This is a genomic window from Pseudomonas sp. 10C3, assembly GCF_036346185.1.
In the GTDB taxonomy this organism is placed as follows: domain Bacteria; phylum Pseudomonadota; class Gammaproteobacteria; order Pseudomonadales; family Pseudomonadaceae; genus Aquipseudomonas.
This window is the reverse complement of sequence record NZ_JASJVE010000025.1, coordinates 14627-29415: the sequence shown is the minus strand read 5'-3', so window position 1 is coordinate 29415 and position 14789 is coordinate 14627. Positions and strand designations below refer to the sequence as shown.

The 14789-nt window shown below is 56.7% G+C and carries 11 protein-coding genes; all 11 read right to left on the bottom strand.

Translation table 11 applies throughout. The features are described 5' to 3' along the window. Positions 1 to 130 precede the first annotated feature (130 nt). Positions 131 to 1468: a tRNA lysidine(34) synthetase TilS gene (gene tilS / locus QN399_RS21325; protein ID WP_330201603.1), complete on the bottom strand. Its 1338-nt coding sequence runs from the start codon at positions 1466 to 1468 to the stop codon at positions 131 to 133. A gap of 81 nt (positions 1469 to 1549) precedes the next feature. Next, on the bottom strand, positions 1550 to 2497 hold the full coding sequence (locus QN399_RS21320) for an acetyl-CoA carboxylase carboxyltransferase subunit alpha (RefSeq protein WP_322180471.1): 948 nt from the start codon (positions 2495 to 2497) through the stop codon (positions 1550 to 1552). Between the two features lie 136 nt (positions 2498 to 2633). Further along, entirely contained in the window at positions 2634 to 6155 is a 3522-nt protein-coding gene (gene dnaE / locus QN399_RS21315; protein ID WP_330201602.1) for a DNA polymerase III subunit alpha, read from the bottom strand. A gap of 99 nt (positions 6156 to 6254) precedes the next feature. Continuing rightward, positions 6255 to 6863: a ribonuclease HII gene (rnhB, locus tag QN399_RS21310; protein WP_219061247.1), complete on the bottom strand. Its 609-nt coding sequence runs from the start codon at positions 6861 to 6863 to the stop codon at positions 6255 to 6257. Positions 6864 to 6874: 11 nt separating this feature from the next. Next, complete coding sequence (gene lpxB / locus QN399_RS21305) at positions 6875 to 8014, bottom strand: lipid-A-disaccharide synthase (protein WP_322215296.1); 1140 nt, start codon at positions 8012 to 8014, stop codon at positions 6875 to 6877. Next, a complete protein-coding gene (lpxA, locus tag QN399_RS21300; RefSeq protein ID WP_219061245.1) occupies positions 8014 to 8790 on the bottom strand; it encodes an acyl-ACP--UDP-N-acetylglucosamine O-acyltransferase in 777 nt (258 codons plus the stop codon). The genes lpxB and lpxA overlap by 1 nt, the downstream gene beginning before the upstream one ends. Continuing rightward, positions 8787 to 9227: a 3-hydroxyacyl-ACP dehydratase FabZ gene (fabZ, locus tag QN399_RS21295; protein WP_322180478.1), complete on the bottom strand. Its 441-nt coding sequence runs from the start codon at positions 9225 to 9227 to the stop codon at positions 8787 to 8789. The genes lpxA and fabZ overlap by 4 nt, the downstream gene beginning before the upstream one ends. Before the next feature lie 113 nt (positions 9228 to 9340). Next, positions 9341 to 10396 (bottom strand): UDP-3-O-(3-hydroxymyristoyl)glucosamine N-acyltransferase, encoded by a 1056-nt coding sequence (lpxD, locus tag QN399_RS21290; protein ID WP_322215292.1) that lies wholly within the window; start codon positions 10394 to 10396, stop codon positions 9341 to 9343. 2 nt (positions 10397 to 10398) lie between these two features. Beyond that, positions 10399 to 10902 carry an OmpH family outer membrane protein gene (locus QN399_RS21285; RefSeq protein ID WP_322180482.1) on the bottom strand — a complete coding sequence of 168 codons (504 nt, stop codon included), beginning with the start codon at positions 10900 to 10902 and terminating at the stop codon, positions 10399 to 10401. 45 nt (positions 10903 to 10947) lie between these two features. Continuing rightward, a complete protein-coding gene (gene bamA, locus QN399_RS21280; RefSeq protein ID WP_322180484.1) occupies positions 10948 to 13320 on the bottom strand; it encodes an outer membrane protein assembly factor BamA in 2373 nt (790 codons plus the stop codon). A gap of 74 nt (positions 13321 to 13394) precedes the next feature. Beyond that, the gene (rseP, locus tag QN399_RS21275; protein WP_322180486.1) at positions 13395 to 14747 is read right to left on the bottom strand and encodes a sigma E protease regulator RseP; all 1353 of its coding nucleotides are present in this window, start codon (positions 14745 to 14747) and stop codon (positions 13395 to 13397) included. Positions 14748 to 14789: the final 42 nt, after the last annotated feature.

Below are 14789 nucleotides of genomic sequence, written 5' to 3'. Positions count from 1 at the left end.
CGCCTGTTGCTCGCTACATTTTTGAGAATCGCCCAGCAAAAACTGCCTGGTAATCGGCAACTTCCGTCGATTCAGAAGAATCCACAGAAGCTGTATCAAGAAGGGAGCGTAGTCTACCGGAAACGGCCTTTCAGCTCAAACTTTGGTCGTTCGTCGGCGCATGCCAGCGCAATCGCCAGTCGCCATGGGCTGTTCCGTCCAATTCTGGCAGGTTGGCAACCGCCAATAACTGCTCACCGCGATACACCAGCGGCAATCGGCCACGGGCAAACACCGGCAAACCACTTTCGTTGAGCAAGCGCTTGAGGTCTCGATGCCCTCGCCCCGGCAGATGCATGAGCTCACCGCCTTGGCGATAACGCACCTGCAACTCGCCGCCCAAAACCCCATTGTCAAACTCAAGCCAGCCATTGCCCGGCAAACTCAATGCCTCCCGAGGATCTGCCCAGACGATCGAGGCGTCTGGCTGCTGCAACCATGCACCCGACAGCCACCAGATACGCCCCTCGGCGCGGTGTAGCTCACCGTCGGCAAGACGCCAGATCGGTCGAGCCTCGCAGCCGGCGTCACGCAAACTGTCCCAACCGACCCAATGTTCGCTGTCCGGCAGGCGCGTCAAAGGCGCTAGCCAATGGCGCAATGCGTTGCGTTGGCGTGCCGGAGAAAGGGCTTTTAGAGGGTCGAGCGCCAACGACGACAAACCCAGCCAAGGGAAGGGTGCATCGGTACCCGCCCGCACCAGGTCCTGGTCGGCCAATTCGTCGAGCAGCCCTTGCGCCTCCGCCAGATGCGCAGCGGTTCGCGCCATGTTCGCGGCAGCTTGAGGCCAGCGCTCGGTCAGTGAGGGCAGAATGAGCTGACGCAGGTAATTTCGGGAAAACCTACTGTCTTTATTGCTGGGGTCTTCGACCCAGCTCAATCCCCGTTCGCGGGCATACATCTCCAGCATTGCGCGCGAGACGTCGAGCAAAGGCCGCAACAACTGCCCTCTTCCCAGCGCGCGCTGTTCAGACATCGCAGCAAGACCCCGCACACCCGCCCCGCGCAGCAGACGAAACAGCAGGGTTTCGGCCTGATCATCGCGATGCTGGGCGGTCAACAGCACCTCGCCTGGCGCCAGCGCCTGACTGAACGCCGTATAACGCGCCTCACGAGCCGCACGCTCGATACTGGCGCCAGGCTCAACCTGCACCGCCATCACCTGCAGCGGCACACCCAAGGCCCGACACACCTGAGCACAATGTTCGGGCCACGCATCTGCCGCAGCCTGAAGGCCGTGATGGATATAAATCGCAGATAAGGGCGGCAATGCTTCTCGGGTAGCGAGATCAGCCAGAAGGTGCAGCAGAACGGAGGAGTCCAGACCGCCGGAAAACGCGATGCGCCAAGCCGAAGCATTGCGCCAAGGCTCGAGAGTGCGAAGCAACCTGGAGCGCAGATCGTTATTGCAGTGCTTGAACGTAGTCATGGACGACAGCCGCTGTGCGCCTGATTGCGGATAAGCCCGTTCCTGCAAAGGAGCGGGCTTATCCGCGAATGCAATCTTGACTCAGAGACCGTAGCTCATCAGGCGCTCATAACGGCGCGCCAGCAACGCTTCGGTATCGAACTTCTTGAGCATCGCCAATTGGCTGCTTAATTCCTGACGGATCGAAGCCGCAGCCATCGCCGGGTCGCGATGGGCGCCGCCCAACGGTTCGCCGATGACTTTATCAACGATACCCAAACCTTTGAGACGGTCAGCGGTAATGCCCATTGCGTCAGCAGCATCAGGGGCTTTTTCGGCAGTTTTCCACAGAATCGATGCGCAACCTTCCGGCGAAATAACCGCGTAGGTCGAATACTGGAGCATGTTCAATTGATCGCAAACGCCGATAGCCAGCGCACCGCCAGAACCACCCTCGCCGATAACCGTGGCAATGATCGGAGTTTTCAAGCGAGACATGACGCGCAGGTTCCAGGCAATCGCTTCGCTCTGGTTACGCTCTTCGGCATCGATACCCGGGTAGGCGCCCGGTGTGTCGATGAAGGTCAGAATCGGCATTTTGAAGCGCTCGGCCATTTCCATCAGACGACAGGCTTTACGATAGCCTTCAGGACGTGGCATGCCGAAGTTGCGGCGAACTTTCTCGCGCACTTCACGGCCTTTCTGGTGACCGATCACCATCACTGGCTGGTCTTCCAGACGCGCAATGCCGCCGACGATGGCCGCATCGTCGGAAAAGTGCCGATCACCGTGCAGTTCGTCGAATTCGGTGAAGATGTGTGAGATGTAGTCCAGGGTATAAGGACGACGCGGGTGACGCGCCATCCGCGCAATCTGCCAGCTGGTCAGGTTGCCAAAAATGTTTTCGGTGAGCGTGTTGCTCTTTTCCTGCAGACGAGAAATTTCGTCGCCGATATTCAGCGAGTTGTCATTACCGACCAAGCGCAGCTCTTCGATCTTGGCTTGCAGGTCAGCGATCGGCTGTTCGAAATCAAGAAAATTCGGGTTCATAGGCATCCGTCTTGGGTCGACGGCCAAGAGGCCGGCCGGTTGATCCGTTAACGCCTTACCTTACGGGAACAGGCGTATTCAGGTCGAGATTAAAAATTATGGTTGAACGCAGGCTGGATTAACAGGCCCCGTGCTATCAACGGTATTGCAGGAAGACGTTCTCACGCCCGAACTGGTCACGCAGTGCTTGAATCAAGCTGTCCGCCGGATCGATTCGCCACCCCTCGCCAAACTGCAGCAAAGCCTTGGCATCCACCCCGGTGTAGTCCACGGTAATAGGACACGCACCGCGATGCCGCTTGCACAAATCGCCCAACCACCGCAGCCGATCGCCCTTGAGCGCATCGGCATGCACCTTCAAGCGCAGGCTTTCAGCGAGATTGGTTCGCGCATCTTCCAGGCTCATTACCCGTTTAGCACGCAAACGCAGGCCGCCGGAGAAGTCATCATTGCTGACCTCGCCTTCGACCACCACCATCGCATCGGTCTGCAACAGCGACTGTGCCGAATGAAAAGCCTCGGCAAACAGTGAGGCCTCGATTCGTCCAGAGCGGTCATCGAGGGTGATAAAGCCCATCTTGTCGCCCTTTTTGTTCTTCATGACGCGCAACGCAATGATCATACCGGCTACCGTCTGCGTGTCTCGCGCCGGCTTCAGATCGATGATGCGTTGACGAGCGAAACGGCGAATTTCGCCTTCATATTCGTCGATAGGGTGCCCGGTGAGGTACAAACCCAGGGTTTCTTTCTCGCCACGTAAACGCTCTTTAAGGCTCAGCTCTTTGGCCTTGCGATGGTTCGCGTAGACGTCGGCGTCTTCTTCGACGAACAAGCCGCCAAAAAGATCGGAGTGACCGCTGTCATGACTGCGAGCGGTCTGCTCTGCGGCCTGAATCGCCTCTTCCAGCGCAGCAAGCAGTACCGAGCGATTGCGGTCGATGTTGGCTTGATAGGCTTTCGGCTCGATTTCAAAATAGGGGCCAAGCCGATCCAGCGCACCGCTGCGGATCAAGCCATCGAGGGTCCGTTTGTTGATGCGTTTGAGGTCGACACGCGCGCAAAAGTCGAACAAATCCTTGAACGGCCCAGCCAAACGCGACTCGGTAATGGCTTCTACCGGTCCTTCGCCGACACCCTTGATGGCGCCGAGGCCATAAAGAATCCGGCCGTCCTCACTCACAGTGAACTTGTATTCGGAGGTGTTCACGTCCGGCGCATCAAGGCGCAACTTCATGTTGCGCACTTCTTCGATCAAGGTCACGACCTTGTCGGTGTTGTGCATGTCCGCCGACAGTACCGCAGCCATGAAAGGTGCCGGGTAGTGAGTTTTCAGCCAGGCGGTCTGATACGACACCAGGCCATAAGCAGCGGAGTGGGATTTGTTAAAACCATAACCGGCGAATTTTTCCACCAGGTCGAAAATGTTACCGGACAAGTCCGGGTCAATATTGTTGTTGGTACAGCCTTCGATGAAACCGCCCCGCTGCTTGGCCATTTCTTCGGGTTTTTTCTTACCCATGGCCCGACGCAGCATGTCCGCACCACCGAGGGTGTAACCGGCCATGACCTGAGCGATCTGCATCACCTGTTCTTGATACAGGATGATGCCGTAGGTCGGTGCCAATACCGGCTTAAGGCCTTCGTACTGATAATCGACGTGCGGATAGGACAGCTCGGCGCGACCGTGCTTCCGGTTGATAAAGTCATCCACCATGCCCGATTGCAGCGGGCCCGGACGAAACAATGCCACCAACGCGATCAAGTCTTCCAGGCAGTCGGGCTTGAGCTTTTTGATCAGCTCTTTCATGCCGCGCGACTCAAGCTGGAACACGGCGGTGGTTTCGGCTTTTTGCAGCAGGCTGTAGGTCGCCTTGTCATCCAGCGGGATAAAGGCGATATCCAGCGGCGCTTCGTCGACCTTGGCGCGCTCACGGTTGATGGTCTTGAGCGCCCAATCAATGATGGTCAGGGTCCGCAGGCCGAGGAAGTCGAACTTCACCAGCCCCGCCGCCTCGACGTCATCTTTATCGAACTGGGTCACCAGGCCATCGCCCGCTTCATCGCAGTAGATGGGCGAGAAGTCGGTCAGTTTGGTCGGAGCGATCACCACGCCGCCGGCATGCTTGCCGACGTTACGCACGATACCCTCGAGCTTGCGGGCCATCTCCCAGATTTCCGCCGCCTCTTCATCAACCTTGAGGAAGTCGCGCAGGATTTCTTCCTGCTCGTAGGCTTTCTCCAACGTCATGCCGACTTCGAACGGAATCATTTTCGACAGTCGATCAGCCAGGCCGTAGGACTTGCCTTGAACCCTGGCAACGTCCCGCACCACGGCCTTGGCCGCCATTGAACCGAAGGTAATGATCTGGCTGACCGCGTTACGACCATATTTCTCGGCCACGTACTCGATAACGCGGTCGCGGCCGTCCATGCAGAAGTCAACGTCGAAGTCGGGCATGGAGACCCGTTCCGGATTAAGGAACCGTTCGAACAGCAGGTCGTATTCCAGCGGGTCGAGATCGGTGATCTTCTGCACGTAAGCCACTAGCGAACCAGCACCCGACCCACGGCCAGGACCCACCGGCACGCCATTGGCTTTGGCCCACTGGATGAAGTCCATCACGATCAGAAAGTAACCGGGGAAGCCCATCTGGATGATGATATCCAGCTCGAAATTCAACCGATCGACATAGACCTGACGCTTGGCCTCGTAATCCTCGGTCGTGTCCTTGGGCATCAGGACCGACAGGCGCTCCTCCAGACCATCGAAAGATACTTTGCGAAAGTATTCATCGATGGTCATGCCGTCAGGAATCGGAAAGTTGGGCAAGAAGTGAGTACCCAGCTTCACATCAATGTTGCAGCGTTTGGCGATTTCGACCGTGTTTTCCAGCGCCTCGGGCAGGTCGCTGAACAGTTCGGCCATTTGCGCCGCGCTTTTCAGGTACTGCTGATCGCTGTAGTTATGCGAGCGACGCGGATCATCCAGCGCCCGGCCTTCACCGATGCAAACCCGCGTTTCGTGGGCCTCGAAATCTTCCTGCTTGATAAAGCGGACATCGTTGGTCGCCACCAGCGGTGCGCCAAGACGATCAGCCAGGGCAACGGCAGCGTGCAGGTGCTCTTCGTCATTAGGGCGGTTGGTGCGCTGCACTTCCAGATAGAAACGGTCAGGAAAAACCGCCATCCATTCACGCAGTAACTGATCCGCCTCATCCGGATTACCGCCGAGCAGGGCCATGCCGATTTCGCCCTCTTTAGCTGCCGACAGTGCGATCAAGCCTTCGTTGGCCTCAGCAACCCATTCCCGCTCGACAATCACCTGGCCATTGCGCTGGCCTTCGATGAAGCCACGAGAAATCAGCTCAGTCAGATTGCGGTAGCCCTTGGCATTCATCACCAACAGGCTGATCCGGCTCAGCGCAGCATCTTCGTCCTTGTTCGACAGCCACAGGTCGGCACCACAAATAGGCTTGATACCCCCGCCCATGGCGGCCTTGTAGAACTTGACCAGCGAACACATGTTGTTCTGATCGGTCACGGCAACAGCCGGCATACCCATGCTGGCCAAGGTCTTGATCAACGGTTTGACCCGGACCAGACCATCGACCAGAGAATATTCAGTGTGCAGGCGTAGATGAACGAAAGAAGCCGGCATGTTGATCCTATAGCGCGAAATACAAAAAAACCAAGGCCCGGAGTGTACCGGGCCTTGGTCAAAACATCAGCCCAGTGAGACTGTCGTGAGCGGAATTTGCTACAGCAGCTCGCGGGCTTCGTACGCGGCCCGCACCGGGGCAAACGAACGCCTGTGAATAGGTGTCGGGCCGAGACGCGCCAGCGCTTCCAGATGAACGGGGGTTGGATAACCCTTGTGGCCGCCGATGCCATAACCCGGATAAATCAGCTCGAACGCCGCCATTTCGCGGTCCCGACTGACTTTCGCCAGAATCGACGCCGCGGCGATTGCCGGAACTTTGGCATCACCTTGAATCACCGGCGCGCTGGGCACGGACAATTGCGGGCAGCGATTACCATCGATCAGCGCCAGTTTTGGGGTAATGGTCAGCCCCTCGACCGCGCGTTTCATGGCCAACATGGTTGCGTGAAGAATATTCAACTCGTCGATTTCTTCCACTTCAGCCCGGGCGATGTACCAGCACAGAGCCTTTTCGCAGATCTCGTCGTAGAGTTTCTCGCGGCGAGCCGGGGTGAGCTTTTTTGAATCGTTGAGGCCGAGGATCGGGCGGCGTGGATCGAGGATGACGGCAGCCGTCACCACAGCGCCACAAAGAGGGCCGCGACCGACTTCGTCGACGCCGGCAACCAGGTCTTCCACCAGATTGAAGTCCAAACCCATTTGCATTTATTGCGAACTCACTGTGAAGGCGACTGACCCAACAGGCCAAGCACCGCATCGGCGGCCTGATTGGAGGCGTCGCGGCGCAAGATCCGGTGAATGGCATCGAAACCTGCAGTCTGCGCTTCGCCGCCATCGAGCAGCGGCAACAGCGTTTGCGCAAGGGTCTCGGCGGTTGCTGCGTCCTGCAACAATTCCGGGACCAGCAAACGCTGGGCGAGCAGATTAGGCAAAGAAACGTAAGGGCTTTTCACCAGACGCTTGAGTATCCAGAAGGTAATCGGTGCCAAGCGGTAGGCAACGACCATGGGACGTTTGTACAGCAGCGCTTCAAGTGTCGCCGTGCCGGATGCGATCAACACCGCATCGCACGCCGCCAGTGCCAGGTGAGAGCCGCCGTCGAGCAGCAGCACCGGCACGTCGCGCCCTTGCAACAGTTGCTCGATCTGCGCACGCCGCTCCGGGCTGGCGCAGGGCAGCACGAAGCGAATACCAGGACGCAAGGCCATCAGACGTTCCGCGGCATCGAAGAACAGGCCTCCGAGGCGCCCTACTTCGCCACCTCGACTTCCGGGCATTAGCGCAACCAGCGGGCCGGCAGCCAAACCCAGTTGAGCTCGCGCCGCAGCGCGATCAGCTTCAAGAGGGATGGTGTCAGCCAAGGGATGACCGACAAACCGCACCGGTACGCCCTTCTCTTCGTAGAACCGAGCTTCAAAGGGCAGCAGCGTCAGCATCAGGTCGCAGCCTTCGCGAATTTTCAGCACGCGCTTTTGCCGCCAGGCCCATACCGACGGACTGACGTAATGCACCGTCTTGATTCCAGCGCGCCGTAGCTTGAGTTCGATATTGAGCGTGAAGTCCGGGGCATCGATACCGATGAAGACGTCAGGCTTTTCGCCGAGAAACGTTTGAACAAGCTGCTTGCGCTTGGCTAACAACTCTTTGAGCCGACCCAGCACCTCGACCAGCCCCATGACCGCCAGACGCTCCATCGGGAAGTAGGAAACCATGCCTTCGGCCTGCATCAGCGGACCGCCGACACCGATAAACTCGACAGAGGGATGACGAATCTTGAGCGCTCGCATCAAACCCGCACCCAGGATATCGCCTGACGCTTCGCCTGCTACAAGCGCGATTCGCAGTGGCCTGATCATTAACGCGTGATGCCGCGGGTCGAAGCCTGAATCGACTCGAGGAACACGGCGACTTCAGGGAACAACGCAGCTGGTTCGGCGAGCTCGGCAATGGCTTGATCGACGGTCAGTCCCTGCCGATAGACGACTTTGTACGCACGACGTAGCGCGTGAATGGTCTCTTCGCTGAACCCACGACGGCGCATGCCCTCGAAGTTCATGCTACGAGCTTCAGCCGGGTTACCAAAAACGGTGACGAACGCTGGCACATCCTTGCCAATTGCAGTGCCCATGCCTGAAAAGCTGTGAGCGCCAATATGGCAAAACTGATGCACCAGTGTGAAGCCGGAGAGGATCGCCCAATCATTGACGTGCACATGTCCGGCCAACGCGGTGTTGTTGACCAGAATGCAATGATTGCCGATCACGCTGTCGTGACCGATGTGGGCGTAGGCCATGATCAGGTTATGGTCACCCAGGGTCGTTTCCGCACGATCCTGAATCGTCCCGCGATGGATGGTCACACCCTCACGAATAACGTTGTGATCACCGATCACCAGACGCGTCTCTTCGCCTTTGTACTTGAGATCGGGCGTGTCCTCGCCTACCGATGAAAACTGGTAAATGCGGTTGTGCTTACCGATCTTCGTTGGGCCCCTGAGAATTACATGCGGCCCAACGACTGTACCCTCGCCAATTTCCACACCAGGTCCGACGATCGACCAAGGGCCGACCTCTACATTGTCGGCCAGGATGGCCGTCGGATCGATGATTGCGCGAGGGTCAATCAAACTCATAGTTTACGTTCCGCGCAGATAATTTCTGCGGAACACACTGGCTTGCCGTCGACCGAAGCCTGGCACTCGAATTTCCAGATCTGACGCTTGCAGCTGATGAATTTAGCTTCAAGTATCAACTGATCACCCGGCAGCACCGGCTGACGAAAGCGCAGTTTGTCTGAACCTACAAAGTAGTAAAGCGTGCCTTCGGATGGCTTCACGTCCAGTATTTTAAAACCGAGGATACCAGCGGCCTGGGCCATCGCTTCAATGATCAGAACGCCCGGCATGATTGGGTGCTGAGGAAAGTGACCGTTGAAGAAAGGCTCATTAATGCTGACATTCTTGTACGCACGAATGCTTTTGCTCTCGACATTCAGCTCCACCACACGATCCACCAACAAGAATGGGTAGCGGTGAGGCAGGTATTCGCGAATCTCGTTGATGTCCATCATTTCGGGGGGGAAGCCTGTAGTAAAGAGTGGGAGTACGCGACTGAGGCGCAGCACTCCTGTTGCAAATCAAGGAGGCAGTCTATTGGCTGTGCACGCTTGATATCAAAAGAGCATCAGCCATCAGATGACTCATTACCGCCTGAGGTCACGGCTTCAACAACCTTTTCCAACTGTTGCAGGCGCCGCGCCATGTCATCCAACTGACGAATACGCGCCGCGCTTTTGCGCCATTCCGCAGCGGGCTGCATCGCAGTCCCCGAAGAATAGGCACCGCGCTCGGTAATCGAGCGGGTCACCATGGTCATACCTGTGACAAAAACTCCATCACACACTTCTATATGACCAACCATGCCGACACCGCCAGCGATGGTGCAATGCTTGCCAATCTTGGTACTGCCCGAGATACCGACACACGCCGCCATCGCGGTGTGATCGCCGACCTGCACGTTGTGCGCGATCTGAATCTGGTTATCCAGTTTGACGCCGTTGCCGATCAACGTGTCGGCTAACGCACCGCGGTCGACGGCCGTATTGACGCCGATTTCCACGTCGTCACCGATCAGAACACCCCCAATCTGCGCGATTTTCTGCCAAATCCCTTTTTCATTGGCGAAACCGAAACCTTCACCGCCGAGCACGGCTCCCGACTGAATCACAACGCGTTTACCAATGCGTACATCGTGATAAAGCGTGACCCGCGGGGCCAGCCAGCCACCTTCGCCAATTTCACAACGAGCGCCGATAAAGCAATGGGCCCCCACTGTGACCCCGGCCGCGATGCAGGCACCGCTTTCGATAACGGCAAAAGCGCCCACGCTGGCAGTGGCATCAACCTGGGCGTCCGCCGCAACCACTGCAGACGGATGCACCCCAGGCAGAGCCTTGGGCTTGGGGTCGAAAAAATGGGAAATCTTCGCGTACGCCAGATAAGGATCAGCCACTAATAACGCATCACCGGCAAAACTCTCCGCATCCGCTGGCTTCAGCAGCACGGCTGCAGCATGACTATCGGCGAGGAACCTGCGGTACTGCGGATTGGCCAGAAAACTCAACTGAGCAGGGCCGGCCTCTTGCAAAGTGGCCAGCCCGGTAATCTCTTTATCCGCGGCGCCACGTAACGTGGCGCCGAGGAACTCAGCCAGTTGGCCGAGTTTAATGGTCGCAGTCATGATTACTTCAGCTGATTCATGCGCTCAATCACTTGGCGAGTGACGTCGTACTGAGGTTTGACATCAATGACAGCGCCGCGCTCGAATACCAGGTCATACGCGCCTTTCTTGATCACTTCTTCTACAGCCTGATCAAGTTTTGGCTTCAACTGCTTGAGCATTTCACGGTCGGCAACCGCTTTGGCTTCATTCAGCTCCTTGGACTGGAACTGGAAGTCACGAGCCTTTTGCTTGAATTCAAGCTCAAGACGCTCACGCTCAGGTTGCGCCATCTTGTCGCCACCGCTGACCAGACGATCCTGAATACCCTTGGCACTGCTTTCAAGAGTTTTGAGCTTGGTCAATTGTGGGCCGAATTTTTTCTCGGCATCCACGGCATATTTCTTTGCCGCGTCTGATTCGAGCAGTGCCATTTGATAGTTCAGCACTGCAATTTTCATTTCAGCAAATGCTGGAGTCGCTATCAAGGCCGTGGCCAAGATAACCAGCTGAGTCAACTTACGCACGATGCACTCCTACAAAATCCGTTGTCGTTATCGGTGATCAGACGATTAGAAGGTCTGACCGAGAGAGAATTGGAATATTTGGGTTTCCGCATTGTCCGGTTTTTTGACCGGCATAGCCACGGCAAAACTCAACGGGCCCAGTGCCGTAACCCACGTCACGCCGACACCCACAGAACTCGCCAATCCAGAAAGGTCGATATTACTGCACGTGACCTTGTTGCCACTTAACGTGAGTTTGCTGGAGTCACAATTGCTGTCGAATACGTTGCCGACGTCCCAGAACACAGAGGTCCGCAGTGAGCGTTGATCTTTGATGAATGGCAGTGGGAACATCAGTTCTACACCACCCTGGATCAGTACGTTACCACCGAACGGCAGCGGATTCTGATCCGGATCTGCCAATGTGCCTGGGTTAACACCCGTACTCGGGGTGCTACGCGGGCCCAAGGTGCTGTCCTTGAAACCACGAACCGAGTTGAAACCGCCAGCATAGTAGTTCTCGTAGAACGGCAGGCCCGAGGTTGACCCATAACCATCGCCATAACCCAACTCTGTGTGCAGACGCAGGGTGTAATTATCGGTTAGCGGGTGGAAATACTGACCACGGTAATCAAGCTTGAAGAACGACAGGTCGCTGCCCGGCGTAGTGGTTTCCAATACCAGGCTCTGGGAATGCCCACGCGTGGCGAGCACACCTTTGTTCAACGTTGACTCGGACCAACCCGCCGAAGCCTTGAAGTTGAGGTACTTATCGCCCTGCGCATTAACGAAGTTGAAAATCTCGTCGACTGTGTAAACGCCGGTCTTGATTTGGTCCTCCTGCACGGTAAGGCCGAAGGTCAAACGTGAGGTTTCATTGATCGGGTAACCGACGCTCACGCCCGCACCCAAGCTGTCTACGGCATAACTGGCTACAGAAACGTTAAGGTTTTTGTAGTCAGTGGTACGGTAGAACGCGTTGTAACCTAGGCTCACGCCATCCGCAGTCCAGTAGGGGTCGACAAAGCCAAAGTTGTATCGGCTCTGGTATTGGCTGCGAGTCAGACCAATGCTGACCTTGTTACCGGTACCCAGGAAGTTGTTCTGGCTGATCGAGCCGCCGAGAATAAGGCCCGCGCTCTGGGCGAAACCAACGCTGGCAGTGATCGAACCGGACGCTTGTTCTTCAACGGCGTAATTGACGTCAACCTGATCGTCGGTGCCCGGAACCGCAGGCGTTTCGACGTTCACTTCTTTGAAGAAGCCGAGACGTTCAAGACGGGTTTTCGATTGATCGATCAGATAAGTCGAAGCCCATCCGCCTTCCATCTGACGCATTTCACGACGCAGCACTTCATCGGCAGACTTGGTGTTGCCACGGAAGTTGATGCGGTTGACGTAAGCACGCTTGCCCGGATCGACCACAAAGGTGATGTCGACTGTGTGATCTTCATTGTTCGGGGTCGGAACGCCGTTGACGTTGGCGAAGGTATAGCCTTCGTTACCCAGGCGACGAGTGATCAGCTCTGACGTAGTGGTCATGACTTTGCGCGAGAACACTTGACCCGGCTTGACCAGCAACAGGGCCTTGACCTGGTCTTCGGGTACTTTCAAATCGCCGCTCAGCTTGACCGACTTGACGCTGTACTTCTCGCCTTCATTCACGTTGACCGTGATGTAGACGTTTTTCTTGTCAGGCGTGATCGATACCTGAGTCGAGGCTATATCCATGTTGATATAGCCGCGATCGAGGTAGTAAGAACGCAGACGTTCAAGGTCGCCGGAGAGTTTTTCCCGGGCGTACTTGTCGTCGTTCTTGAAGAATGACAGCCAGTTGGTGGTCTTGAGCTCGAACAGACCGATCAGGTCTTCATCAGGAAAGACGCTGTTACCCACCACGTTGATGTGCTGGATAGCGGCAACCGTGCCTTCATTGATGTTGATCTTCAGACCGACGCGGTTCCGCGGCTGCGGCACAACCTCGGTGGCGACCTCAGCCGAATAACGACCTTGGGCAACGTATTGACGTTGCAGCTCGTTACGCACGCCTTCAAGGGTCGCACGCTGAAAGATCTCACCTTCAGCCAGACCTGACTGCTTGAGCCCCTTCATCAGGTCTTCGGTACTGATCGCCTTGTTGCCTTCAATGTCGATACTGGCAACAGAAGGCCGTTCGACTACAGTAATGACCAGGACATTGCCATCGCGGCCGAGCTGGATATCTTGAAAGAACCCGGTTTTGAACAGCGCACGAGTGGCATCCACCAGGCGACGATCATCCGCAGACTCGCCGACATTCAACGGCAAGGCACCAAAGACGCTGCCTGCGGATACCCGCTGGAGGCCATTGACACGGATATCGGAGATAGTGAAGGACTCAGCGTGAACTTCGGCGATCATCAGTACGGCAAGAACCGCAGTTAGCAGCAGACGTTTCATGAAGTCCTTTCTTATTCCAACTGGCAATAAACAAATTGCCGCAAAATGCGGCAAATTCGCAATTCAGCGAAGCTTTACAGTCGACCCAGATCGTTGATCAAGGCAAGCAACATCACCCCAACCACTAAGCTAATACCGATCTGAATCCCCCAACCTTGCACCCGATCCGATAGCGGACGACCCCGCGCCCACTCAATCAGGTAGAACAACAGATGCCCCCCATCCAATACTGGAATGGGCAACAAATTGAGAACACCCAGGCTAATACTCAGATAAGCGAGGAAATTCAGGAAGTCACCTACCCCTGACTGTGCAGAAGCGCCCGCCACTTTAGCAATGGTTATCGGTCCGCTCAAGTTTTTTACAGAGAGCTCGCCGAACAACATTTTCTTGAGTGAATCAAAGGTCAGCATACTCATGGTCCAAGTGCGCCTCGCGCCCTCTCCCACAGCGGCCAGAGGCCCGAAGCTAACCTCTCGTAACATCTCTGGTGGCCAATCGACACCTTTGACTCCGGCCCCCAGATAACCGGTCGCCGTTTTTCCCTCACCTCGCACCGCCAGCGTCAACGGCACATCAAGCTGAGCACCCTCACGTTCGATACGCAAAGAAATTTTTGCATCGGGTCGCAGGCGGACAGCGTCAACAACCTGCTGCCAATCACTCAACGCTTGACCGTCGAGCGCCACAAGCCGATCGCCGGCCTTCAGGCCTGCAGCTTGCGCCGGGCCTTTCGGATCAAGCTCCGCCAGCACCGGCGGCAAGGCCGGACGCCATGGGCGAATACCCAGCGAGCGTATCGGATCGGGCTCGTCAGCACCTTTGAGCCACTTATCCAGCGCCAGCTCACGAGGAGAATCGACGGCCGAGCCCTGATCACGCACGCTGAGAGCCACGGTACCGCTCTCGCCCAGACGCCGCACCAGTTGCAAGTTCACTGCCGCCCAGCCCGATGTAGGCTCGCCGTCGACAGCGACAATCTCTTGCCCTGCGCTCAATCCACCCTTGTCGGCGATGCTGCCTGACTCAACCGTGCCAATTACAGGACGCACCTGCTGACTGCCGAGCATTGCCAGGAACCAGAAAAAAACGATAGCCAGCAAGAAATTGGCAACCGGACCGGCAATCACGATTGCAATACGTTGATACACGGTCTTACGGTTAAAGGCCTGATCCAGCTGATCGGCTGGCACCTCGCCTTCCCGCTCGTCGAGCATTTTAACGTAACCACCCAATGGAATGGCTGCGATAACGTACTCAGTGCCTTTTCGATCATGCCAGCGAAGCAGCGGCATACCGAAACCCACCGAGAAACGCAAAACCTTGACGCCACAACGCCGAGCCACCCAAAAGTGGCCAAATTCGTGAAAGGTCACCAGCACACCCAATGCCACCAAGGTGCCGACAATCATATAGAGCGCGCTCATCAACTTTCTCCGGGTACCTGCCTTGTACAGTGTGAAAGCCGT